The organism is Streptomyces sp. NPDC051173 (assembly GCF_040689515.1).
Classification (GTDB): Bacteria; Actinomycetota; Actinomycetes; order Streptomycetales; family Streptomycetaceae; genus Streptomyces.
In genome coordinates, this window is sequence record NZ_JBFBBD010000011.1 from 44,993 (window position 1) to 66,636 (window position 21,644).

A 21,644-nucleotide genomic window follows, 5' to 3' on the forward strand; every position below is an offset into this window, starting at 1 on the left:
CGGATCAGATGATGCCGCTCGCGGCATTCGGCAACACAAGGATGGGCTGAGCTCCGGGCCCGAGCACGTCGATGACTCCGTTGCTTTCCACTCCGACAAGGTTCAAGACGTTGACGTGGGAATCCGCGTGCGCGGGCGTCGCCAGTGCCGCGCCTCCCATGGTGAGCAGGAGGCTGGCGGCGAGTGTGGTCAGGGCGCGCCGGATCGGCTTCATGGAGTCTCCCGTGGCTGCGTGGGCGGTTGCGCGGTGAGCTCTTCCCGCATGGTCGTGCGCCGCAAACGGCTCTCCCGCATGGTGCGACAGCACACCGCGGCGCTCACACCACCGCGCGCGCCGCGAGGGGGCGTTCACGCCTCCGCCGGGCCGGACCCGTCAATTCCCGCCATTCTCGGCGCCAGTCCGGACATGCCACGCCGTACCGGGCGGGGGCAATGGGAGGGGTTCGGTAGCCTATCGCCCGATATGACCCGCGTCTTGATCCGCGCCGTCGTCAACCCGGGCCCGCACCACGCCTACTCGCCGGTGGACATGATGTCGATCAAGGCCGTCCGCCGGAGCCCACGAGGAGAACCGACGTCATGTCACAGCAGCAGCGCGGGAAGACCGCACTCCGCCGCGAGCTCAGCCCGGTGGAGCGGTAGTACTGGACGGCCGACCGGACCTCGCCGCTCAGCGGTCTCGTCCGCACCCGGGTCCACGGGTCCCTGCCGCTGCCGCTGCTGCGCCGCGCGCTGGACGTCCTCCAGGCCCGGCACCCGCTTCTGCGCGTCGCGATCACCTGCGACGAGAACGGCGAACGGCCCTCCTTCCGGCCGGTGGACGGCACTCCGGTCCCGCTCCGCCATGTCGAGGTGGCGCCCGGGGACCCCGAGGCCGACACCCGGTGGGAACGCGAGGCGAATGACCACGAGTTGGCCGAGCGCATCGACTGGCGCACCGGTCCACTGCTGCGCGCCGCCGTCATCACGCGGGCCGCGGACACCGAGCGGACAGAGGACGTGCACGACCTGATCCTCACCGCCTCCCACTGCGTCGCCGACGGCATGACAGGCCTGTCCGTGCTCAGGGAGTGGATCGAGATCGCCGCCCAGCTGGACGCGGGCGAGGAGCCGGAGCGGACGTCGCGCGAGGCGCTGCCCGCCGCGGAGGACCTCATGGCTCTCATCGTCCAGAAGTACGGCGGCTCGTCGGTGCGCTCCACCGACCTCGTCAAGCGTGTCGCCGAACGCGTCGTCGCCACCCGCGGGGAGGGCCACGACGTCGTGGTCGTCCTCTCCGCCATGGGTGACACCACCGACCGGCTCCTCGACCTGGCCCGGCAGGTCAGCGACCTCCCCGCGCCCCGCGAGCTGGACATGCTGCTCACCGCGGGCGAGCGCATGTCCAACGCGCTGGCCGCCATGGCCATCCAGGCGCTCGGCGCCGAGGCGTGCTCGCTCTCCGGCCCGCAGGCCGGGGTGCTCACCACCCCCGCGTACGGCAAGGCGCGGATCGTGGACGTCGCGCCGCGGCGGGTCCGGCAGGCGCTGGACCGCGGCGCGATCGTCCTGGTCGCCGGCTTCCAGGGGCTCAGCCCCGAGACCGAGGACATCACCACGCTGGGCCGCGGCGGGTCCGACACCACGGCCATCGCGCTGGCCGCCGCGCTCAAGGCCGACGTCTGCGAGATCTGCACCGACGTCGACGGCGTCTACACCGCCGACCCCAGGATCGTGCCGGAGGCCAGGCGCCTGGACCACATCACCTTCGAGGCGATGCGGGAGATGGCGGCGAGCGGTGCGAAGGTCCTGGCGCTGCGCAGCGTGGAGTACGCCCGGCGGTGCGGGGTGACCGTGCTCGTCCGCTCCTCCTCCGGCACCGGGCCCGGCACCACGGTCTCCGCCTCGGCGGACGACGGCCACGGGGAGGGCGGCGCGATCACCGGCGTCGCGCACGATGTGACGTGCGCCAAGGTCACCGTCACCGGGGTGCCGGACCTTCCCGGCACCGTCGCGCGCGTCTTCCGGGCCGTGGCCGACGCGGGGTGCGAGGTCGACACGGCCGTGCAGAACGTGCCGGACCCGGACGCCGGGGTCACCGACGTCACCTTCCTGCTGCCCGGGGACGGCGCGCCCGCCGCCGTGGCCGCGCTCCGGGAGATCCGCGCGGAGACCGGATTCAGCGAGGTGGGCCAGGACGACGACGTCGCCAAGGTCTCCGTCGTCGGCAGCGGCATGCGCGCCCGGCCCGGGGCGGCGGCGACCTTCTGCGAGGCCCTGGCCGAGGCGGGGGTGAACATCGAGGTCATGTCGACGTCGGAGATCCGGATCTCCGCCGTCTGCCGCACCGCGCGGCTCCACGACGCGATACGCGCCCTGCACCGGGCCTTCGGTCTCGACAAGCCGGGGGTAGGGTCCGGGGCATGAGTACGCAGCCCGCGCCGGGGCGCGGCCGGACCGGGGATCTCCCGCACTTCCGGGAGGTCCCCGAGAACCACATCGGCCGCGCCCTCGACCACGCCTCCCTGGGCTTCCACGAGACCTACGACGACGAGCTGCGGCGGCGCCACCGCCGGGCCCTCCTGCGCTGCGACCGCCTCGGCGCCTACGAGGAGGACCGGCTGGTGGGCCTGCTCGCCGCGCACCGCCTCCAGCTGTCCGTGCCGGGCGGCCAACTGCCCTGCGCCGGGCTGACCTTCATCTCCGTGGCGCCGACCCACCGCCGCCGCGGAGTGCTCTCCGGCCTGCTGGAGGAGCTGTGGCGGCACTGCGCCACGACCGGCCGGCCGCTCGCCGCGCTGTGGGCCTCCGAGGCCGCCATCTACGGCCGTTACGGCTTCGGGGCCGCGACGTCCCTGTGCACCGTCGAGATCGACTCGCGGCGGCCGCTCGGCCTGCGCGTCACCCCCGACCCCGGCCCGCTGCGCCTCGTCGACCCGGCCGGGGCGCCCGCCCTGCTCGGCCCGCTCCACGAGGCCGCCCGGGCCCGCCGTGCCGGGTGGCCCGCCCGCGACCGGCACTGGTGGCGGGAGCAGGTCCTGCCCGAGGAGGACGAGGACGACGACGAACTCGGCCCGCCGCGCGTCGTCGTGCTGGGCCACGGCACGCCCACGGGCTACGCCGTCTACCGCACCCGCGACGGTGACGACGACGGCACGCCCGGCCTCGTCCAGGTCGACGAACTGGAGGCCGGGACCGCGCAAGCCGCGGCGGCCCTGTGGAGCTACCTCGCTTCCATCGACCTCACCGGCCGGGTACGGGCCTGGGGCCGGCCCGCCGACGACCCGCTGCTGCTGATGGCGGCGGACCGTGACCAGGTGCGCGTCACCGGGCAGTTCCCGGCGCTGTGGCTGCGCCTGGTGGACGTGCGGGCCGCGCTGACCGCCCGTTCCTGGGCGGCCCCCGCCGACGTCGTCCTCGATGTGCGGGACACCCGGATCGCCGCCAACCACGGCCGGTTCCGCCTGGTGGCGGCGCCGGGCGGCGGTACGTACGAGGCGACCTCCGCCCCGGCCGACCTCTCGCTCGACGTGTGCGACCTGGCCGCCTGCTATCTCGGCGGCACCTCTCCCAGCCACCTGGTGCGCGCCGGGCTCGCCACCGAGCACACGGCGGGCGCGGCCGCGGCGCTCGACGCCGCGTTGCGTACCGAGTATCTGCCGTTCGCCGGCGACGAGTTCTGAGCGGTGCGCCGGTCCGGGCCCCCGGCGGGCGGTGGTTCAGGCGACCGCCAGCCCGCTGGGTGAGGTCGCCAGTCCCAGGGGGGTGCTGCCGACGGCCTTCAAGGTCTTCGCGTCGATCGCGTCGACGGTGCTGGAGGCGTTCGTGGCCACCCAGACGGTGTCACCGGCCACCGTGATGCCGGTCGGTACGTGCTTCACCCGCACCGTGCCGATCCTGCCGCCGTTCGCGTCGAGCACGGTGACGGTGTCGTCGTTGGCGCCCGTGACGTACACGCGCGAGCCGTCCGGGCTGACCGCGACCTGCCACGGGCTCCTGCCGACGCGGACCCGCGCTCTGACCTCCAGGCTGCCGCTGTCGATGACCGACAGGGTGCCCTGCCGGGTGTTGACCACATAGACGCGGGTGCCGTCCGGGTGCGTCGCGACACCGTTCGCCTGCGCCTGGCCGGACAGGGTGCGCCTGGTGCCGCCGTCGCCGGTGTCCAGGACGGACACGCCATCGGTGCAGGTCACATAGAGGGTCGTGCCGTCCGGGCTGAGCGCGACGCAGCGTGGCGCGAGGCCGGTCCGCCAGGTGTCGTCGGCCGTGTCGGTCCCGGTGTCGATCACCGACAGGGACCGCGATCCGCCGGGGCCGGGGTCCGGGCCGGTGTCGGCCACGTAGACGTACGCGCCGTCGGGTGACGCCACCACCCCGTGCGGGTAGAGGCCCACGCGGACGGTGGAGACGATCCGGCCCTGGGTGGTGTCGAACACCGAGACGTCGCCCGCGCCGGAGTTGCTGATGTAGAGCTTGCCGCCGTCGGGGGTGCGGGTGATGCCGAAGGGGTTGATCCCCGCGTCGACGCTCGCGACCAGGGTGTGGTTCGAGGGGTCGACGACCGAGATGGTGTTGCTGACGATCCCCGCCGCGTAGACGTGCGTGCCGGTGGTGGGGCCCGTCTTCGGGGCGGTGTCCTGGATGCCGGGGAAGTTCGTGCCGGCCGTGCCGTGCGGGAAGTCGCCCTTGTGGGTGGTGTCGCTCTCGACGATGCGGCTTCTGGCGTACGGGCGGGAACCGCTGCCGGGGGTGCCGGGCGCCACGGGCGACACGGTGGCTGGTCTGCGGGCCGCCTCGGAGTCCTGGTGCGGCGGGCTCTGGTCCGCTCCAGGGAACTGCGCGGGCGGCAGGGTGGCGACGTCGTGCTCCGCGCTCCACAACTCGTCTCTGGTGCTGGGCAGTTGGGGGAAGGGTCTGGGTTCCGGGAAGCCGAGCGCCGAGGTGAGGTCGCCGAAGGTCCGGCGTCTCCAGTCGCTGATGTTCGGCTCGCGCACCCCGGTGACGCGCTCCAGGAACCGCAGGACCGAGGTGTGGTCGAAGGGCTCGCTCGCCACGAATCCGCCCTGGGTCCAGGGCGACACGATCAGGCACGGCACGCGGATGCCGCCGCCGATCGGGAGGCCGCCGACGAACTCGTCCGCGGTGCCCGGCGCCGGCATCGGGGGGACGACGTGGTCGAACAGCCCGTCGTTCTCGTCGTAGTTGATGATGAAGACGGTCTTGCGCCAGGCGTCCTGGTTCGCGGCGACCGCGTCCAGCTGCTGCGCGAGGAAGTCGGCGCCCGAGGCCGGGAGGTAGTCCGGGTGCTCGCACTGCGGGGAGGTCGGGATGATCCAGGAGACGGCGGGCAGCCGGCCGGCCCGCGCGTCGCGCGCGAACTGGTCCGCCGGGGCGATGGTCAGGCCGTGTTCGTACAGCGGGTCGCCGGGCGCGGCGTCCTGGAAGGACTGGAAGAACTCCAGGGGGTTGCAGCCGTAGTCGTCCTCCTGCTGGTACACGTGCCAGGAGACGCCCGCCTTCGTGAGGCGCTCGGGATAGGTCGTCCAGCGGAAGGGCCGCGGGATCTCGTTGCTGATGATGGGCCCGCCGGACCGGCCGCCCGGGTCGACCGTCCCGGTCCAGTGGTAGAGCCGGTTGGGCCAGGTCGGCCCGAGCACGGAGCAGTGGTACGCGTCGCAGAGCGTGAAGGACTCGGCGAGCGCGAAGTGGAAGGGGATGTCGTCGCGTTCGTAGTAGCCCATGGTGTACGGGCCGTTCTTCTCGCCGTCGGCCTTGCGGTGCGCGGGGAGCCAGTTGTCCATCCGGCCGCCGTTCACGGCCGCGTGCTGCACCTTCCAGGCGTGGCTGGTGGACGGGATGGCCTGGGAGCTCGTGGTCCGCGTGTCGAGGTGGAAGGGCAGGAGGTAGCCGTCGGGGTTGGCCGGGTCCGGCTGGTAGAAGACAGGACGCCCGCCGGGCAGCTGCACCGCGTGCGGGTCGTCGAACCCCCGCACCCCGTGCATGGTGCCGAAGTAGTGGTCGAACGAGCGGTTCTCCTGCATGAGGATCACCACGTGCTCGATGTCGTCCAGGCTTCCGGGGTTCCGTACGGGCTCGGCCATCGCGCGCCGGAGGTTCGGCGGCAGCACGGACGCCACGGCGGTCAACCCGCCGATCCCCAGGGCCGATCCGAGCAGCCGCCGACGGGAGAGCTCAGCCATGGTCCACCTCGGTGCCGAAGGGAGGGGGGAACGCGCGACAGCACACACCATGCGGCCCGCGGGCACAAGAGGTATCACGCCTCCCACGTGGCCGGACGCGGATTCGGCGGAATTCAGCCCGGTGGTGCTACCTCTCGTTCATCGCCGGTCCAGCAGCAGTTCCAGTACGCCGACGGCCGAGCGGAGCGTCTCGCGCTGTTCGTCGGTGAGGCGGGCGATGCGCTCGGCCAGCATCTCCGAGCGCTCCCGGCGCAGCGTGGCGAGCAGGGCGCGGCCTTCGGGGGTGACGGCGACCAGGTGGGAGCGCCGGTCCTTGGGGTCGGGCTCTTTGGCGACCAGGCCGCGGCGCGTCAGGGCGGCGAGGGTGCGGGTCATCGACGGCGCGGCCACGGCCTCCCTGGCGGCCAGCGCGCCGAGCCGCAGGGGCCCGTGCTCCTCGGTCCTGGCCAGGGCGGACAGTTGGGAGAAGGTGAGGTCCTGGCTGCCGGACGCCTGGGCCATCTGCCGGTACAGGCGGGCGATGACCAGCCGCAGCCGGGTGACTTCGGCCGCTCGGGCGTCCGGGGGCGTGGTCATGGCTTCGGTGCCTCCTTCGCGGCGCGGTGCTGGGCGGTGGCCGCGCTCCGGCCGCGGACGAGGGACGCGGCGGCCGCCACCAAGGACATCACGATGGCGAGGGAGAACACCACGACGAGGCCGTCGTGGAAGGGGCCGGAGATGAGGTCGGGGAAGAACTGCCGCCCGGTGAGCGTGACCTGACGGGCCGTCGGGAGCTGGGCGAGGACGTGCGGGCCCAGCAGCTGCCGGATCGGGCTGTAGCCGAGGAACGCGGCGAAGAGCGTACCGACGGGCGGCAGGGTGGCGATGGAGTGGGCGGAGGCCGGCGGCACGCCCTGGGCGACGAGTCCGGAGCCGAGGGTACCCGGGAGCGAGCGGGCCAGTCCGGCCACCATCAGGGAGAAGAAGACGCCGATGGAGAGCACCATGCCGGCGTTCTGGAAGGTGGCGCGCATCCCGGAGGCGGCGCCGCGGGCGTCCGCGGGGACGCTCGACATGATGACCGCGGTGTTCGGCGCGGCGAACAGCCCGCCGCCGAGGCCGTTGACGAAGACCAGCAGGGCGAACGCCCAGTAGGCGAAGTCGGTCGGCAGGAGGAGCAGTCCGGCGAAGGACGCGGCCATGACGGCGAAGCCGGCGGCGGCGAACGGGCGGGCCCCGAAGCGGTCGGAGAGGTGCCCGGCCAGGGGCGCGGCGGCGAGGAAGCCCACGGTCAGCGGTATGAGGTAGATGCCGGCCCACAGCGGGGTGTCGGCGTAGTCGTAGCCGTGCAGGGGCAGCCAGATGCCCTGGAGCCAGATGATCAGCATGAACTGGAGGCCGCCGCGGGCGATCGAGCCCAGGAGCGCCGCGGCGTTGCCGCCGGCGAAGGCGGCGTCGCGGAAGAGGCGGAGCGCGAACATGGGCTCCGGGACGCGGCTTTCGACCAGGCAGAAGGCGGCCAGCAGCAGAGATCCGCCGATCAGTCCGGCGAGCACCCAGGGGTTGGTCCAGCCCATGGTGTGGCCGCCGTAGGGCTGGATTCCGTAGGTGATGCCCGCCAGCAGCGCGGTGAGGCCGAACCCGAAGGTCACGTTGCCCCACCAGTCGACGCGGGCGGGCCGCCGCACGCCCGTCTCGTGCAGGGAGCGGTACGCCCAGACCGTTCCGAGCAGGCCGATCGGCACGTTGACCCAGAAGATGCTGCGCCAGTCCCACTGGGCGAGCAGGCCGCCGAGCACCAGGCCGATGAAGGATCCGGCGATGCCGGCGACCATGTTGACACCCAGTGCCATGCCGCGCCGGTGGGCGGGGAAGGCGTCGGTGATGATGGCCGCGGAGTTGGCCATCAGCATGGCGCCGCCGACCGCCTGGACCACGCGCCAGCCGATGAGCCACAGCGCTCCGGCCCCGCCGCGCAGGGGGTCGACCGAGAGGATCACCGAGGTGACGGTGAAGATCAGGAAGCCGGCGTTGTAGATCCGTACGCGCCCCCAGATGTCGCCCATCCGCCCCAGGGACACCACCAGCACGGCGGTGATCAGCATGTAGCCCATCAGCATCCACAGCAGGTAGCTGACGTTCCCCGGCCGCAGGGGGTCGAGCCGGATGCCGTTGAAGATCGCGGGCAGTGAGATCAGCACGATGGACGCGTTGATCGTCGCGATCAGTGTTCCCAGCGTGGTGTTGGACAGCGCCACCCACTTGTACCGCGGATGCTCCGCGTCGAGCCACTGCGCCCGCCCGGCCCCGCGCTCCTCGATCCCGATCCTCGCCTCCATGCCCAGCCGCCTTCCGCCCCGAGGTACTTAGCCGCTGTTAACTAAATTGTCGCGCGGGGCGGCGCGGGCGTCCATCGGAGGAACCTGTGAATCGGCGGAGGCCGGGAATCCGGGCCCTCAGCGGAGGGTGTAACCGCCGTCCGGGTAGAGGGTCGCGCCGGTCGTGAAGCCGTTGGTGAAGAGGAAGAGCACGGTCTGGGCGACCTCGTCCTCGGTACCGAGGCGGTGCAGGAGCGTGTCCCGGCGGTACTGCGCGAACGCGGCCTCGCGGTCGGGTTCCGGGCGGTGCGACCACAGGTTGCCGTCGATGGTGCCGGGCGAGACGACGTTGACACGGACCGGTGCCAGTTCGACGGCCAGCCCCCGGCCCAGGCCCTCGATCGCCGCGTTGCAGGCCGCGTAGGCGGGCGCGGGAGCGGGCGGACGCGCGCCCGCGGCACCGGACATCAGGACCACCGACCCGTCCGGGGACAGCTTGGGAGCGGCGTGCCTGACCGCGTGGTACTGACCCCAGAACTTGGAGACGAAGGGGCTCTCGGCGTCCTCGTCGCTCAACTCCCGCATCGGGCCGACCCGGTAGGAGGCGGCGGAGGTGAACAGGTGGTCGACGCGGTCGAGTCCCGCGAAGAAGCCGTCGAGCGACGACCGGTCCGTGGTGTCCACGGTCCGCCAGGTCGCGTGGTCGCCCAGTTCTCCCGCGGCGGCGGCCAGGCGCTCCGGGGTACGGCCGCCGAGGACGACGCGCGCGCCCGCCGCGACCGCCTGGTGCGCGACGCGCAGCCCGATGCCCGAACCGCCCCCGATGAGCACGACCGTCCGCCCTCGCAGAGACCTGTGATCAGCGGAAGAGGCGGCGTGGGAAGGCTCGTTCATGTCGGCTCCGTGCTCTGCTCTGCGGCGTCGGGGACAGCTGGTCACCACATCTCAGCGCGCGTGTCGATCATGCTATTCCCGCGCCACGCGCCGTGCGGCGCTCAGCTCGCGCCCCAGGAGCGGGCCGCCACGCCTCGGTGGGCGCTGACGGCGCGGTCCAGGTTGGTCGCGGCGCTGATGAGGGCGAGGTGGGTGAAGGCCTGGGGGAAGTTGCCCAGGGCCTCGCCCGCGGGGCCTATCTCCTCGGCGTAGAGGCCGAGGTGGTTGGCGTGCGTGATCATCTTTTCGAAGATGTAGCGCGCCTCACCGACGCGTCCGGCACGGGCCAGGGCCTCGACGTACCAGAAGGAGCACAGGTTGAAGGTGCCCTCCTGGCCGGTCATCCCGTCGGAGCCGTCCGACCGGTAGCGGTGCACGAGGCTGTCGCTGACGAGCTCGTCGGCGATGCGCCGCACGGTGGACAGGAACCGCGGGTCCTTGGGCCCGGTGAACTTCACCAGCGGCATCACCAGCAGCGAGGCGTCCAGCACGGTGCTGCCCGGGTACTGGCAGTACGCCCCGAGGTCCGGCGCGTAGCAGTGCTCCTGGACGTAGCGGTAGGCGGAGGCGGCGGTGTCGCGCCACCGCTCGATCGGGGCGGGCATGCCGCGGTGCCGGGCGATGCGGATCGCCCGCTCGAACGCCACCCACGTCATCAGCGCGGAATAGGTGAAGCGCTGCCGTCCCCCGCGGGTCTCCCAGATCCCGTCGTCCGGTTCCTCCCAGTGCTTCTCCAGCCACTCCAGCTGCCGGGCCAGCGCCTCCCACAGCTCGTACGAGATCGGCTCGCCGTGCTTGTTGTAGAGGTAGACCGAGTCCATCAGCTCGCCGTGGATGTCGAGTTGGACCTGCCGCGCGGCGGCGTTGCCGATGCGGACGGGGCGGGCGCCGCAGTAGCCCGACAGGTGTTCCAGCACGGTCTCCGGCAGGTCGGCCCGCCCGTCGATGCCGTACAGCACCTGGAGCCCCGTGCCCGGCGGCGCGTCCGCGCAGCGCTGGTACAGCCAGTCGACGAAGGCGGCGGCCTCCTCGGTGAAGCCCAGGCGCATCAGCGCGTAGAGGGTGAAGGCCGCGTCGCGGATCCAGGTGTAGCGGTAGTCCCAGTTGCGCCCGCCGCCGGGCGACTCGGGCAGTGACGTGGTGGCCGCGGCGACGAGGGCGCCGGTGGGCTGGTGGACGAGGAGCTTCAGGGCGAGCGCCGAGCGTTCGACCATTTCCCGGTAGCGGCCCTGGTAGTGGGAGTGGCGCAGCCAGCCGTCCCAGTAGCGCAGCGTGTCGTAGAGCAGCCGGGTCGCCTCCGCGCGGTCGATGGGCCGCACCCCGCCGGGGGCGCCGTCGCCGTCCCACTGGACGGCGAGTTCGAGCGTCTGCCCGGCCTCCAGGACCACCGTCGCGCGGGCCGCGTCGCCGTCGGTCCGCAAGGGGGCGGACGAGCGCAGCACCAGGCTCCCGGCCGAGCTCGTGAAGACGGCTCCGGCCCCTTCCACGACGGTCACTTCGTGCGGGGCGCGGGCGTAGTCGAAGGCCGGGCGGCAGCACACGTCGACGGTGGCCCGCCCGCGCAGCACCCGCACGTGCCGGACGATCTGCCGGATGCCCGCGCGGGGGCAGGATTCGTGATCGGGCACCATGAAGTCGTACAGCTCGGCGACCGACTGCTGTGCCAGGAACCGCGTGAGCAGCACATTGGAGTCCGGCATGTAGAGCTGCTTGGTGTGTTCCACTTCCCGGACGGCGACGGAGAAGGCGCCGCCGCGCTCGGCGTCGAGGAGGGCGCCGAAGACCGAGGGCGCGTCGAAGCGTGGCAGGCAGCACCAGTCGATCGTGCCGTCGACCCCCACGAGCGCCACCGTGTGCAGGTCGCCGATGATCCCGTGGTCCTCGATCGGCAGGTAGGCGGAGCGCTGCGTTCCGGCCTCGTGCTTCATCTGTCCCTCCTCGCCGGGACATCACCCACCACACCACCCGTTATACGCCCGTCGGGGTGCGACCGCCCGGGCCCGCCGGGATCGCGCACAGGGCGCGTCCACGCGAACACTTACGGCGACGCTTTCGGTGACCGTCACGCGAAGGAGCCGGCAGGCCGCCGCGCCGCGCTCTTCGGCCCGACTGAGCGCCTGACGTGCGGTTTTGAGTGGTTGTCAGTGGCCCGGCGTAGCGTAGTACGCATGCCCCCTGCATCGTCTTCCGGTCCTGTGCGCGTGGATGCCGCTGATCTGAACGAGGCGATCCGCGCGTTCCTGGTCGCGCGCCGGGGCCGGGCGTTGTCGCGCGAGGAGCGGGTGGTCTACGAGGAGCTGCGGGCGCGCTGGGTGGCCGCGACCCGGCGGGACCGCTACGGCACGGCGGCGTAGGGGCGAGATGGCGAGGGCGCGGGCCAGCTCGGCCTGGCCGAGCCGTCGTTCCTCACGCAGTCGGCGCAGTCGCGCTCCGGCATATGTCTTGGCCATGCCATCGCCCTAGGCCGTACAGGGCACTTGACCGGCGGCTTTCTGCCGGGTGCGGGGCCGCCCCTGAGGTGGGGCGGCCCCGGCACGGCGGTGGCGGCCCGTCACACGTGACGGAACGCCTCCCGGTCGAGGAAGACCAGTTGGGCCCGCTTCTCGGGGAGGTCGATCTCGGGGCCGCGGACGAAGCCGGCGCCGGTGAGGCGGTCGACGGCCTTCGCGTTGCGGGCGTCGGGTTCGGCGACGATCCGCAGCCGGCCGGGGTCGGCCGCGAGGACGTAGGTGAGGAAGACGGAGAGCAGGGTCGCGGTGAAGCCCCGTTCCGTCCCGCCCGCCGGGGGGCCGATCATCAGGTGGATGCCGAAGTCCCCGGGCCGCACGTCGTAGCACTCGCCGACGGGGTCGGCCTCCGGCTCGTACGTCTGGAAGAGGGCGACGGGCCGGCCGTCCCGTTCGAGGAGGTAGGCGTGGTGGGTGGGCAGGGAGTCGATATAGGTGTAGATCTCCAGGACCCGCTCGCGGTCGGCGTCGCGCATGCCCCAGAACCGGGCGCGTTCCTGGGTGACCCAGCCGTGGATCAGTCCGGCGTCGGCGGCGGGGTCGACGGGGACGACCCGGACGGTCCCGAAGCCGTCGACCGCCTGCTCGTGCACGGCCGCTCGCTCCGCGACGGGTACGGACTGCGTGGGGGAATCAGACATCGTCCTGCTCCTCGGTCAGTTGCCGCCAGTCGGTGATCACGGGGACGAGTCCGCCCCGCAGCCACAGCGGCAGTTGGTCGCGGTGGTGGGCGTCGCCGGGCACGCCGGAGGCTCCGAAGGGCACCGCCCAGAGGCTGTCCTCGCGGCGCGCGAGGTCCCATACGTAGCGGGCGGCGGGCCCGCGCGCGCTGCGGTCGGTGACGCCGGGGACGCTGGAGGTGGACAGCACGCAGTCGTGGTCGCCCGACAGGCCCGGCCAGTCCTCGGGCGTCGCGCCGGGCAGCGACTGCCAGGGCGCGAGCCGGTGCACCTCTCCCCACGGGACCGACGGCTCCCCTTCCGCCGCCACGTCCTCCAGTGCCGCGCGGACAAGCCCGGCGCGGTCCACACCGGGCAACAGGTCGTCCCGCAGCAGGTGTTCCAGGGCGAAGGCGATCCGGGGGGCCAGGGCGAGCCACGGCAGGAAGACCTCGGGATACGCGGGCGGCTCGGCGAGCCCCGCGAGCGCCGGGTGCGCCGCGAAGCCGCGTACGACGGCCGACCGCAGCGTGGCGTACGCGGTGGCGTCCGTGCTGTCGGCGTCCATCCGGCGGTCCCAGCGCAGCAGCCGGTCCCGCAGCCGCCGGGCGTCCGGGCTCAGGCCGTCCAACTGGGAGAGCAGGTCCAGCAGGGGTGCGGCGGAGGCCAGGTGGGTGTCGGTGTGGACGGCGGCCATGTCCCCGGCGGACCACTCCCGTGACGCGTCGAGCAGGTGGCGGATGCGGTCGGCGCGGTGCGGTGCGGCGAATTCGACGCCGAGCGGTGCGGCCAGGCCGCGCTGATTGGCCATCACCGCGGTGCCGTCGACATCGGCGCACGGCATCGGGTCGTGCCAGCCCTGCCAGGTGTGTCCGGGTTCCCAGGCGGGTACGACGCGCAGCCGGTTGTCGTGGTGGCGCAGCGGTACGCGTCCGGCGACGCGGTGGAGGAGGCCGCCCTGGGTGTCGGCGGCCTGGACGACGTTGACGGGTTCGGCCCAGTGGTCGAAGGCCCGGTCGACGTCGGTGACGGTGGTGGCCCTCAGCAGGGCGGGCAGGGTGGCGAAGCCGAGGTCCTCGCTCACGCGCGGGGGGATGCGCAGGCTGATGGCCCGCGGTGCGTCCGGGCCGCCGATCACGACGGGGCCGCGGTCGGTCTCGATCACCTCGACGTCGACGGGGTCGCCCCCGGCGACCTCGACGGTCTCGGTGTGGACGGCGGCGGGCCGCCAGCCGTCGGGGCCGAGCGCCTCCACGGCGGTGCCGCGGCGGCGGAGCTTCTCGTCGTAGAGGTCCTGGTAGTCGGCCATGGCGTTGGTGATGGCCCAGGCGACCGTGCCGGTGTGGCCGAAGTGGGCGATGCCCGGGACGCCGGGCACGGCGAGGCCCACCACGTCGTACTCCGGGCAGTTGAGGTGGATCTGCTGGTAGATGCCCGGGTCCTCGATGAAGCGGTGCGGGTCACCGGCGATGACGGGGGCTCCGGTGGCGGTGCGGTCGCCGGTGACGAGCCAGCCGTTGCTGCCGGAGGTGGCGGGGCCGTCGGTGGCGAACAGCTCGGTCATGCCGGGGCCGAGCACGCGGGCGGCCTCCTCGCGCCACAGCTTGGCGGGGAAGCCGGCGAAGAGGATGTGGTGGGAGAGCCAGATCCCGAGCGGGGTCCAGGGCCGCCACTGTCCGGGTCCGACCCCGGCGGCCGCGAATTCCGGTGCGCGGCGCGCGCCCGCGGCGAGGCCGGAGTTGACGCCGTCGACATAGGCCGTGACCCACGCCCGGGTGCCCGCGTCAAGGCTCTGGAAGCAGCGGCGGGCGGTGTCGTCGAGGCGGGCCTGCCGGGCCAGCCGGTCCCAGCCGACGGCGTCGGGCCCGAGGAAGGCGGCCGTGGTGCCCTGGGAGCGGTGCCGCTCCACCTCGATCTGCCAGGCCCGGTCGAGGGCGGCGTTGCGCCCTTGGGCGCGGGCGAGTTCGTCCGGGCTTCCGGCTCGGAGGTGGGGGATGCCCCAGGCATCCCGGTGGACCTCGATGCTCACAGAGTCTCCTTGTTCCGCGGCGGGTTGGCGCAGGTCACGGCGGGTCTCGGGGGTGTGGCGACACCCCTGCCCGACGAAGACTTAGGTTAGGTTAACCTAAGCCCCACCCCCTCCCGTGATCACCCTCCCCGCCGGGCGGAGCCTGCATTTCCCCGCCGAAGATTAGGTTAGGCTCACCTAAGTTGATCGCAGTCAGCGACCGGAAGGACACCACGCTCATGAGTTTCCCGGGGCACACCGCCGAGGCCGAAGCCCCTTCGGCGGGCGAGATATCGGCAGCCCCCGCGCCCGGCGCGGCGCACGCCCGGCCGCACCTCTTCAACCACCTCACGGTCGATACCTACCGGCGTTCCCTCACCGCCGGGATCGACCGGGTGGCGAGCCGGATAGCGGGCACCGAGCGCCCCTTCACCGGGATGTCCCCCGACCGGCTCGCCCCGGAGATCTCCGGCATCGACCTGGACCGCCCGCTCGAGGACCCCGCCGCCGCCCTCGACGAACTCGAGGACGTCTATCTGCGGGACGCCGTCTACTTCCACCACCCGCGCTACCTCGCCCACCTCAACTGCCCCGTGGTCATCCCGGCGCTGCTCGGCGAAGCGGTCCTGACCGCCGTCAACTCCTCCCTCGACACCTGGGACCAGAGCGCGGGCGGCACCCTCATCGAGCGCCGCCTGGTCGACTGGACGGCCGAGCGCATCGGCCTCGGCCCGGACGCCGACGGCATCTTCACCAGCGGCGGCACCCAGTCCAACTTCCAGGCGCTGCTGCTGGCCCGCGAGGAGGCCCTGGAGCTCGCGGCCAAGAACGCCCCCACCCCGCTCGAACGGCACGAGATCCTGCCGCGGCTGCGCATCCTCACCTCCGAGGCCAGCCACTTCAGCGTCCAGAAGTCCGCCAAGCTGCTCGGCCTCGGCCCGGACGCCGTCATCTCCGTGGAGACCGGGCCCGAGCGGCGCATGCGGCCCGCCGCCCTGGCCCGCGAGATCGACCGCTGCCGCGCCGACGACCTGGTGATCATGGCGGTCGTCGCCACGGCCGGCACCACCGACTTCGGCTCCATCGACCCGCTCCCCAAGATCGCCGACCTGTGCCGGTGGGCCGGGCTGTGGTTCCACGTGGACGCCGCGTACGGCTGCGGCCTGCTGGCCTCCCCCACCCGGCGGCACCTGCTCGACGGCATCGAGCGCGCGGACTCGGTGACCGTCGACTACCACAAGTCCTTCTTCCAGCCCGTCAGTTCCAGCGCGCTGCTGGTGCGCGACCGCGCCACCCTGCGGCACGCCACGTACCACGCCGACTACCTCAACCCGGCCCGCATGGCCGAGCAGCGCATCCCCAACCAGGTCGACAAGAGCATCCAGACCACCCGCCGCTTCGACGCGCTGAAGCTCTGGCTGACCCTGCGCATCATGGGCGCGGACGCGATCGGCTCGCTCTTCGACGAGGTCGTGGACCGCGCGGCCCAGGCGTGGGAGCTGCTGACCGAGGACCCGCGCTTCGAGGTCGTCACCAAATCCCAGCTGAGCACCGTCGTCTTCCGCTACGTGCCGGCGGACCAGCGCGGCCGGGACCTGGCCGACGGGGCGAACCTGTACGCCCGTGAGGCGCTGGCCGCCTCCGGCGAGGCCGTGGTCGCGGGCACCAAGGTCGACGGCAAGCACTACCTGAAATTCACCCTGCTCAACCCGGAGACCTCGCTGGACGACATCGCGCACGTCCTCGACCTCCTCGCCGGGCACGCGGGCCGGTACGTGGACGAGCGGCTCACCGCCGAACTCCTCCACCGCGCCGGCTGAACTCCCTCGCCCCGCCCTCACCCCCGCCCCCTCCAACGGGAGACCTCCATGTCCACCCATGACTTCATCGCGATCGGCCTCGGCCCCTACAACCTGGGCCTCGCCTGCCTGACCGAGCCACTCGACGAGCTCGACGGCCTCTTCCTGGAGAGCAAGCCGGACTTCGACTGGCACCCGGGGATGCTCCTGGAGTCCGCCACCCTCCAGACCCCCTTCATGGCCGACCTCGTCACGCTGGCCGACCCCACCTCGCCGTACTCCTTCCTCAGCTACCTCAAGGAGTCCGGGCGGCTGTACTCCTTCTACATCCGCGAGATCTTCTACCCCCTGCGCAACGAGTACAACGACTACTGCCGCTGGGCCGCCGGCAAGCTCCGCAGCGTCCGCTTCGGCCACGAGGTGACCTCCGTCGCGTACGACGAGGGCACCGGGCTCTACACCGTGCACGCGGTGCGGACGGCCACCGGGGAGACGACCACGCACCAGGCCCGGCACCTCGTCCTCGGCACCGGCACCCCGCCCTACGTCCCCGAGTCCTGCCAGGGGCTCGGCGGCGACGTGCTGCACAACTCCCGCTATCTGGACGGCAAGACCGCCCTCCAGACCAAGGACAGCATCACCGTCGTCGGCAGCGGCCAGAGCGCGGCCGAGATCTACTACGACCTGCTGGCCGACACCGACACCCACGGCTACCGCCTCGACTGGGTGACCCGCTCCCCCCGGTTCTTCCCGCTGGAATACACCAAGCTCACCCTGGAGATGACCTCCCCCGAGTACGTGGACTACTTCCACGCGCTGCCGGAGGACACCCGCTACCGCATGGAGTCCGAGCAGAAGGGCCTGTTCAAGGGCATCGACGCGGAGCTCGTCAACGGCATCTTCGACCTGCTCTACCAGAAGAGCATCAAGGGCCCGGTCCCCACCCGGCTGCTGACCAACACCGCGCTGGAGAGCGCCTCCTACGACGACATATCCGGGACGTACACCCTCGGCCTGCGCCAGGTGGAGCAGGAGCGGGACTTCTCGCTCACCACGCAGGGCCTCGTCCTGGCCACCGGATACCGCTACCGCACGCCCGACTTCCTGGAGCCCGTACGCGACCGGATCCGCTGGGACCGGCACGGGCGCTTCGACGTCGCCCGCAACTACAGCATCGACACCACCGGCCGCGGCATCTTCCTCCAGAACGCCGGCACCCACACGCACAGCATCACCTCCCCCGACCTGGGCATGGGCCCGTACCGCAACTCGTGGATCATCCGCGAGCTGCTGGGCCGCGAGGTCTACCCCATCGAGAAGTCCATCGCCTTCCAGCAGTTCGGCGCCCCCGAGGGCGGTGAACTGCGATGACGGAGGCCCCCTTCTCCCGCTTCTCCCGCTTCTCCCGCACCGACGAGCAGCTCGGCGAGTTCACCGTCCGCCCGCTCGACCCGGACGCCGATGCCACGATGCTGCACCGCTGGGTCACCCACCCCAAGGCGACGTTCTGGATGATGCAGGACGCCGATGTGGCCGAGGTGGCCCGCGTCTACGGCGAGATCGCCGAACACCCGCACCACGACGCCTTCGTCGGGCTGCTGAACGGCCGCCCGGTCTTCCTGGCCGAGCGCTACGACCCGGCGCACGTCGAGCTGGTGGGGCTGTACGAGCCGGAGGAGGGCGACGTCGGCATGCACTTCCTGTGCGCGCCGAGCGACATCCCCGTCCACGGCTTCACCCGTGGCGTGATCACCACGGTCATGGCCTGGCTCTTCGCCGACCCGGCGACCCGGCGCGTCGTGGTCGAGCCCGACGTGAACAACACAGCGGTGCACGCGCTCAACGCGGCCGTCGGCTTCGTGACCGTGCGCACCGTCGAGAAGCCCGAGAAGGACGCCCTGCTCAGCGTCTGCACCCGCGACCGGTTCCACAGCAGCCCGGCCGCCACCCGAGGAGTGACCGCGTGAACCCCCGTGAAGCCGTCTCCCACCTGACCCCGGCCCACTGGGCGGCCGCCAACCGGCAGCTGATCCGCAAGGCGCTCGCGGAGTTCTCCCACGAACGGCTGCTCGCCCCCGAGCCGACGGCGCCCGGCCGCTTCGTCGTCCGCAGCGACGACGGCACGCAGGAGTACCGGTTCGCCGCCCGCCTCCTGTCGCTCGACCACTGGCAGATCGACGCCGACAGCATCACCCGGCACCACGGCGACGAAGAACTCCCCCTGGACGCGCTGGACTTCCTCATCCAGCTGCGGGGCACGCTCGGCCTGTCGGACGAGATCCTCCCGGTCTACCTGGAGGAGATCAGCTCCACCCTCTCCGGCACGGCCTACAAGCTCGCGAAGAAGCCGGTGAGCGCGGCCGAGCTCGCCGACGCGGACTTCCAGACCATCGAGACCGGCATGACCGAGGGCCACCCGGGCTTCGTCGCCAACAACGGGCGCCTGGGCTTCGGGGTGCACGAATACCACGCGTACGCTCCCGAGGCCGCGAGCCCCGTCCGGCTGATCTGGCTGGCCGCCCACCGTGACCACTCCACCTTCACCTCGGGCGCGGGCCTCGACCACGACCGGCTGATGCGCGACGAGCTGGGCGACGAACTGCTCGGCCGCTTCGCGGACACCATGTCCGGCCTCGGCCTCGACCTCGCCGACTACCACCTCATCCCCGTCCACCCCTGGCAGTGGTGGAACAAGCTGTCCGTGACCTTCGCCGCCGAGGTCGCCCGGCAGCGTCTGGTGTGCCTCGGCCCCGGTGACGACGACTATCTCGCCCAGCAGTCGGTGCGTACGTTCTTCAACACCAGCGCACCGGCCAAGCACTATGTGAAGACCGCGCTGTCCGTGCTGAACATGGGCTTCATGCGGGGCCTCTCGGCCGCCTACATGGAGGCGACCCCGGCCATCAACGACTGGCTCGCCGACCTCGTGGCCCAGGACGAGATCCTCCAGGCCGCACGCCTGTCGATCATCCGGGAGCGGGCGGCCGTCGGCTACCACCACCGGCAGTACGAGGCGGCCACCGACCGCTACTCCCCCTACCGCAAGATGCTCGCCGCCCTGTGGCGCGAGAGCCCCGTCGCCGGCCTGGAGCCGGGACGGCGCCTCGCCACGATGGCCTCCCTGCTCCACACCGACCATGAGGGCCGCTCCTTCGCGGCCGCGCTCGTCGAGCGGTCGGGGCTGGCCCCCGAGGTATGGCTGCGGCGCTACCTCGACGCCTACCTCACGCCCCTGCTGCACAGCTTCTACGCCTACGACCTGGCCTTCATGCCGCACGGCGAGAACGTGATCATGGTGCTCGACGGGGGCACGGTCGAGCGGGTGATCTTCAAGGACATCGCCGAGGAGATCGTCGTCATGGACCCCCTGGCGGACCTTCCCCCGGAGGTCCGGCGCGTACGGGCGGACGTCCCCGAGGACATGAAGCTGCTGTCGGTCTTCACCGACGTCTTCGACTGCTTCTTCCGCTATCTGAACGCGGTCCTGGTCACCGAGGGCGTCCTCGACGAGGAGACGTTCTGGCGGACGGTCGCCGCGTGCGTGACGGACTATCAGGCGTCGGCACCGCACCTCGCGGACAAGTTCAAGCAGTACGACATGTTCGCCGAGGAGTTCGCGCTCTCCTGCCTCAACCGGCTCCAGCTGCGGAACAACCAGCAGATGGTCGACCTGGCCGACCCGTCGGGCGCCCTCCAGCTCGTGGGCAACCTGCGCAACCCCATCGCGCGTTACGCCCCTCCGGCATGAGCGTGACCGCCGAAGCCACCCGGACCGGGACCAGGCTCCCCACCCGGTGGCTGATCCTCGGCGTGATCTGTCTCGCCCAGCTCACCGTGGTGCTGGACAACACCGTCCTGAACGTGGCGGTGCCCTCCCTCACCCGGGAGCTGGGCGCGACGACCGCGGACGTCCAGTGGATGATCAACGCCTACTCGCTCGTGCAGTCCGGCCTGCTCCTCGCCGGGGGCAGCGCCGCCGACCGCTACGGCCGCAAGAAGATGCTGCTCACGGGGCTCGCCCTCTTCGGCATCGGTTCACTGGCGGCAGGCCTCGCCGGCTCCACCGGTGAACTCATCGCCGCCCGCGCGGGCATGGGCGTCGGCGGGGCCCTGCTGCTGACGACCACGCTCGCGGTCGTCATGCAGGTCTTCGACGCCGAGGAGCGCCTGCGGGCGATCGGGATCTGGGCGGCGGTGAACGCCCTGGGCTTCGCCGCCGGCCCACTGATCGGCGGTCTCGTGCTCGACCACTTCCGGTGGGGCGCGATCTTCCTGATCAACATCCCCGTGGTGCTGCTCGGTCTCGTCGCCGCCTGGAAACTGGTGCCCGAGTCCAGGAACCCCGACGGGCACCGGCCCGACGTGCCCGGCGCCCTGCTGTCCACCGTCGGCATGTCGGCCGTCGTCTTCGCGGTCGTCTCCGGCCCCGAACACGGCTGGGGCACGGCCCGGGTGCTCCTCCCCGCGCTGGGCGGAGTTCTCGTCCTCGGGGCGTTCGCGCTCTGGGAGAGCCGCGTCCCGCACCCCATGCTGGACATGGGCTTCTTCCGCGACCGCCGGTTCGTGGGAGCCGTCGTGGGCGTCGTGCTGATCACCTTCGGCAGCGCGGGCGCGCTGTTCCTGCTCTCCCAGCAGCTGCAGTTCGTCCGCGGCTACTCACCGCTCGAAGCGGGGCTGCGCACGGCGCCGTTCGCGCTCACCGTCGTCGCCCTCAACTTCACCGGGATATCCACCAGGCTGCTGCGGCGGCTCCGGCTGCCGCTCGCTGTCGCCGTCGGTGTGAGCCTGCTGGCGGCCGGGTTCGCGGTCGTCGCGGCCTTCGCCTCCGACGGCTACGGCGTGCTGCTCCTCGGCCTCGTCCTCATGGGCACGGGCTGCGCACTCGCCAACCCCGCGATCGCCGAGGCGGTCATGGGGGCGATCCCGCCCGAGAAGGCCGGCGCGGGCGCCGGGGTCGACGGCACGATGTCGGAGCTGGGCGGCAGCCTGGGCGTCGCCGTCCTGGGCGCGGTCATGAACTCCCGCTTCACGGCCCTGCTCCCGGCGGCGGCCACCGGCACGGCGTCCCTCCCCGCCGCCCTCGCGGCCGCCCCCACAGAGGCGGACCGGTCAGCGGTCATCGACGCCTTCGCTTCCGGAGTCGAGACCAGCCAGCTGGCGGGTGCGGGGGTGGTGCTCCTCGGCGGCTGCGCGTCGGCGTGGCTGCTGCGTAGGGCGGCTGCCGCGACGTAGGGGCTCCGCTGCGGACCGGATGCGGCA

Annotated in this window: 17 protein-coding genes and 1 pseudogene; 8 read left to right on the forward strand and 10 right to left on the reverse strand. The window is 72.3% G+C overall.

Annotated features, from left to right (window positions below):
• Window positions 1–4: 4 nt before the first annotated feature.
• Together AB0435_RS09575 and AB0435_RS09580 are read right to left on the reverse strand one after the other, a co-directional pair.
• On the reverse strand, window positions 5–214 hold the full coding sequence (locus AB0435_RS09575) for a hypothetical protein (protein ID WP_366007318.1): 210 nt from the start codon (window positions 212–214) through the stop codon (window positions 5–7).
• A gap of 368 nt (window positions 215–582) precedes the next feature.
• Window positions 583–846, reverse strand: a complete 264-nt coding sequence (locus tag AB0435_RS09580; protein WP_366007319.1) for a hypothetical protein — start codon at window positions 844–846, stop codon at window positions 583–585.
• 309 nt (window positions 847–1,155) lie between these two features.
• Between AB0435_RS09580 and AB0435_RS09585 the strand changes: the two genes are divergently transcribed.
• Window positions 1,156–2,406 carry an aspartate kinase gene (locus tag AB0435_RS09585; protein WP_366007327.1) on the forward strand — a complete coding sequence of 417 codons (1,251 nt, stop codon included), beginning with the start codon at window positions 1,156–1,158 and terminating at the stop codon, window positions 2,404–2,406.
• Entirely contained in the window at window positions 2,403–3,662 is a 1,260-nt protein-coding gene (locus AB0435_RS09590; RefSeq protein ID WP_366426587.1) for a GNAT family N-acetyltransferase, read from the forward strand. The genes AB0435_RS09585 and AB0435_RS09590 overlap by 4 nt, the downstream gene beginning before the upstream one ends.
• 36 nt (window positions 3,663–3,698) lie before the next feature.
• Here the strand turns inward: AB0435_RS09590 and AB0435_RS09595 are convergent, their stop codons facing one another.
• From AB0435_RS09595 to AB0435_RS09620, 6 genes and pseudogenes are all read right to left on the reverse strand, one after another.
• Window positions 3,699–4,754 carry a YncE family protein gene (locus tag AB0435_RS09595; RefSeq protein ID WP_366426626.1) on the reverse strand — a complete coding sequence of 352 codons (1,056 nt, stop codon included), beginning with the start codon at window positions 4,752–4,754 and terminating at the stop codon, window positions 3,699–3,701.
• Window positions 4,755–4,781: 27 nt separating this feature from the next.
• Window positions 4,782–6,182: pseudogene (locus AB0435_RS09600) on the reverse strand (alkaline phosphatase family protein); the annotation flags it as partial.
• 138 nt (window positions 6,183–6,320) lie between these two features.
• Window positions 6,321–6,758: a MarR family transcriptional regulator gene (locus AB0435_RS09605; protein WP_366007321.1), complete on the reverse strand. Its 438-nt coding sequence runs from the start codon at window positions 6,756–6,758 to the stop codon at window positions 6,321–6,323.
• Complete coding sequence (locus tag AB0435_RS09610; protein ID WP_366426588.1) at window positions 6,755–8,500, reverse strand: MFS transporter; 1,746 nt, start codon at window positions 8,498–8,500, stop codon at window positions 6,755–6,757. The genes AB0435_RS09605 and AB0435_RS09610 overlap by 4 nt, the downstream gene beginning before the upstream one ends.
• Before the next feature lie 117 nt (window positions 8,501–8,617).
• Window positions 8,618–9,373 carry an SDR family oxidoreductase gene (locus AB0435_RS09615; RefSeq protein WP_366426589.1) on the reverse strand — a complete coding sequence of 252 codons (756 nt, stop codon included), beginning with the start codon at window positions 9,371–9,373 and terminating at the stop codon, window positions 8,618–8,620.
• Window positions 9,374–9,474: 101 nt separating this feature from the next.
• Complete coding sequence (locus AB0435_RS09620; RefSeq protein ID WP_366426590.1) at window positions 9,475–11,340, reverse strand: glycoside hydrolase family 15 protein; 1,866 nt, start codon at window positions 11,338–11,340, stop codon at window positions 9,475–9,477.
• Window positions 11,341–11,613: 273 nt separating this feature from the next.
• Here AB0435_RS09620 and AB0435_RS09625 point away from each other — a divergent pair, with 273 nt between their 5' ends.
• Window positions 11,614–11,766, forward strand: a complete 153-nt coding sequence (locus AB0435_RS09625; protein ID WP_366004487.1) for a hypothetical protein — start codon at window positions 11,614–11,616, stop codon at window positions 11,764–11,766.
• Between the two features lie 197 nt (window positions 11,767–11,963).
• Here the strand turns inward: AB0435_RS09625 and AB0435_RS09630 are convergent, their stop codons facing one another.
• Window positions 11,964–12,560 carry a GNAT family N-acetyltransferase gene (locus tag AB0435_RS09630; protein ID WP_366004486.1) on the reverse strand — a complete coding sequence of 199 codons (597 nt, stop codon included), beginning with the start codon at window positions 12,558–12,560 and terminating at the stop codon, window positions 11,964–11,966.
• Window positions 12,553–14,607: a penicillin acylase family protein gene (locus AB0435_RS09635; protein ID WP_366426591.1), complete on the reverse strand. Its 2,055-nt coding sequence runs from the start codon at window positions 14,605–14,607 to the stop codon at window positions 12,553–12,555. The genes AB0435_RS09630 and AB0435_RS09635 overlap by 8 nt, the downstream gene beginning before the upstream one ends.
• A gap of 218 nt (window positions 14,608–14,825) precedes the next feature.
• On the opposite strand from AB0435_RS09635, the gene AB0435_RS09640 reads away from it, so the two are divergent.
• The 5 genes from AB0435_RS09640 to AB0435_RS09660 are packed head-to-tail and all read left to right on the forward strand — an operon-like array spanning window position 14,826 to window position 21,617.
• On the forward strand, window positions 14,826–16,406 hold the full coding sequence (locus tag AB0435_RS09640) for an aspartate aminotransferase family protein (RefSeq protein ID WP_366004493.1): 1,581 nt from the start codon (window positions 14,826–14,828) through the stop codon (window positions 16,404–16,406).
• A gap of 48 nt (window positions 16,407–16,454) precedes the next feature.
• Entirely contained in the window at window positions 16,455–17,756 is a 1,302-nt protein-coding gene (locus AB0435_RS09645; RefSeq protein ID WP_366426592.1) for a lysine N(6)-hydroxylase/L-ornithine N(5)-oxygenase family protein, read from the forward strand.
• The gene (locus AB0435_RS09650; RefSeq protein ID WP_366004483.1) at window positions 17,753–18,352 is read left to right on the forward strand and encodes a GNAT family N-acetyltransferase; all 600 of its coding nucleotides are present in this window, start codon (window positions 17,753–17,755) and stop codon (window positions 18,350–18,352) included. The genes AB0435_RS09645 and AB0435_RS09650 overlap by 4 nt, the downstream gene beginning before the upstream one ends.
• Window positions 18,349–20,133: an IucA/IucC family siderophore biosynthesis protein gene (locus AB0435_RS09655; protein WP_366426593.1), complete on the forward strand. Its 1,785-nt coding sequence runs from the start codon at window positions 18,349–18,351 to the stop codon at window positions 20,131–20,133. Before AB0435_RS09650 ends, AB0435_RS09655 begins: the two co-directional genes overlap by 4 nt.
• A complete protein-coding gene (locus AB0435_RS09660) occupies window positions 20,130–21,617 on the forward strand; it encodes an MFS transporter (RefSeq protein ID WP_366004481.1) in 1,488 nt (495 codons plus the stop codon). The genes AB0435_RS09655 and AB0435_RS09660 overlap by 4 nt, the downstream gene beginning before the upstream one ends.
• The last annotated feature ends 27 nt before the right edge of the window (window positions 21,618–21,644 follow it).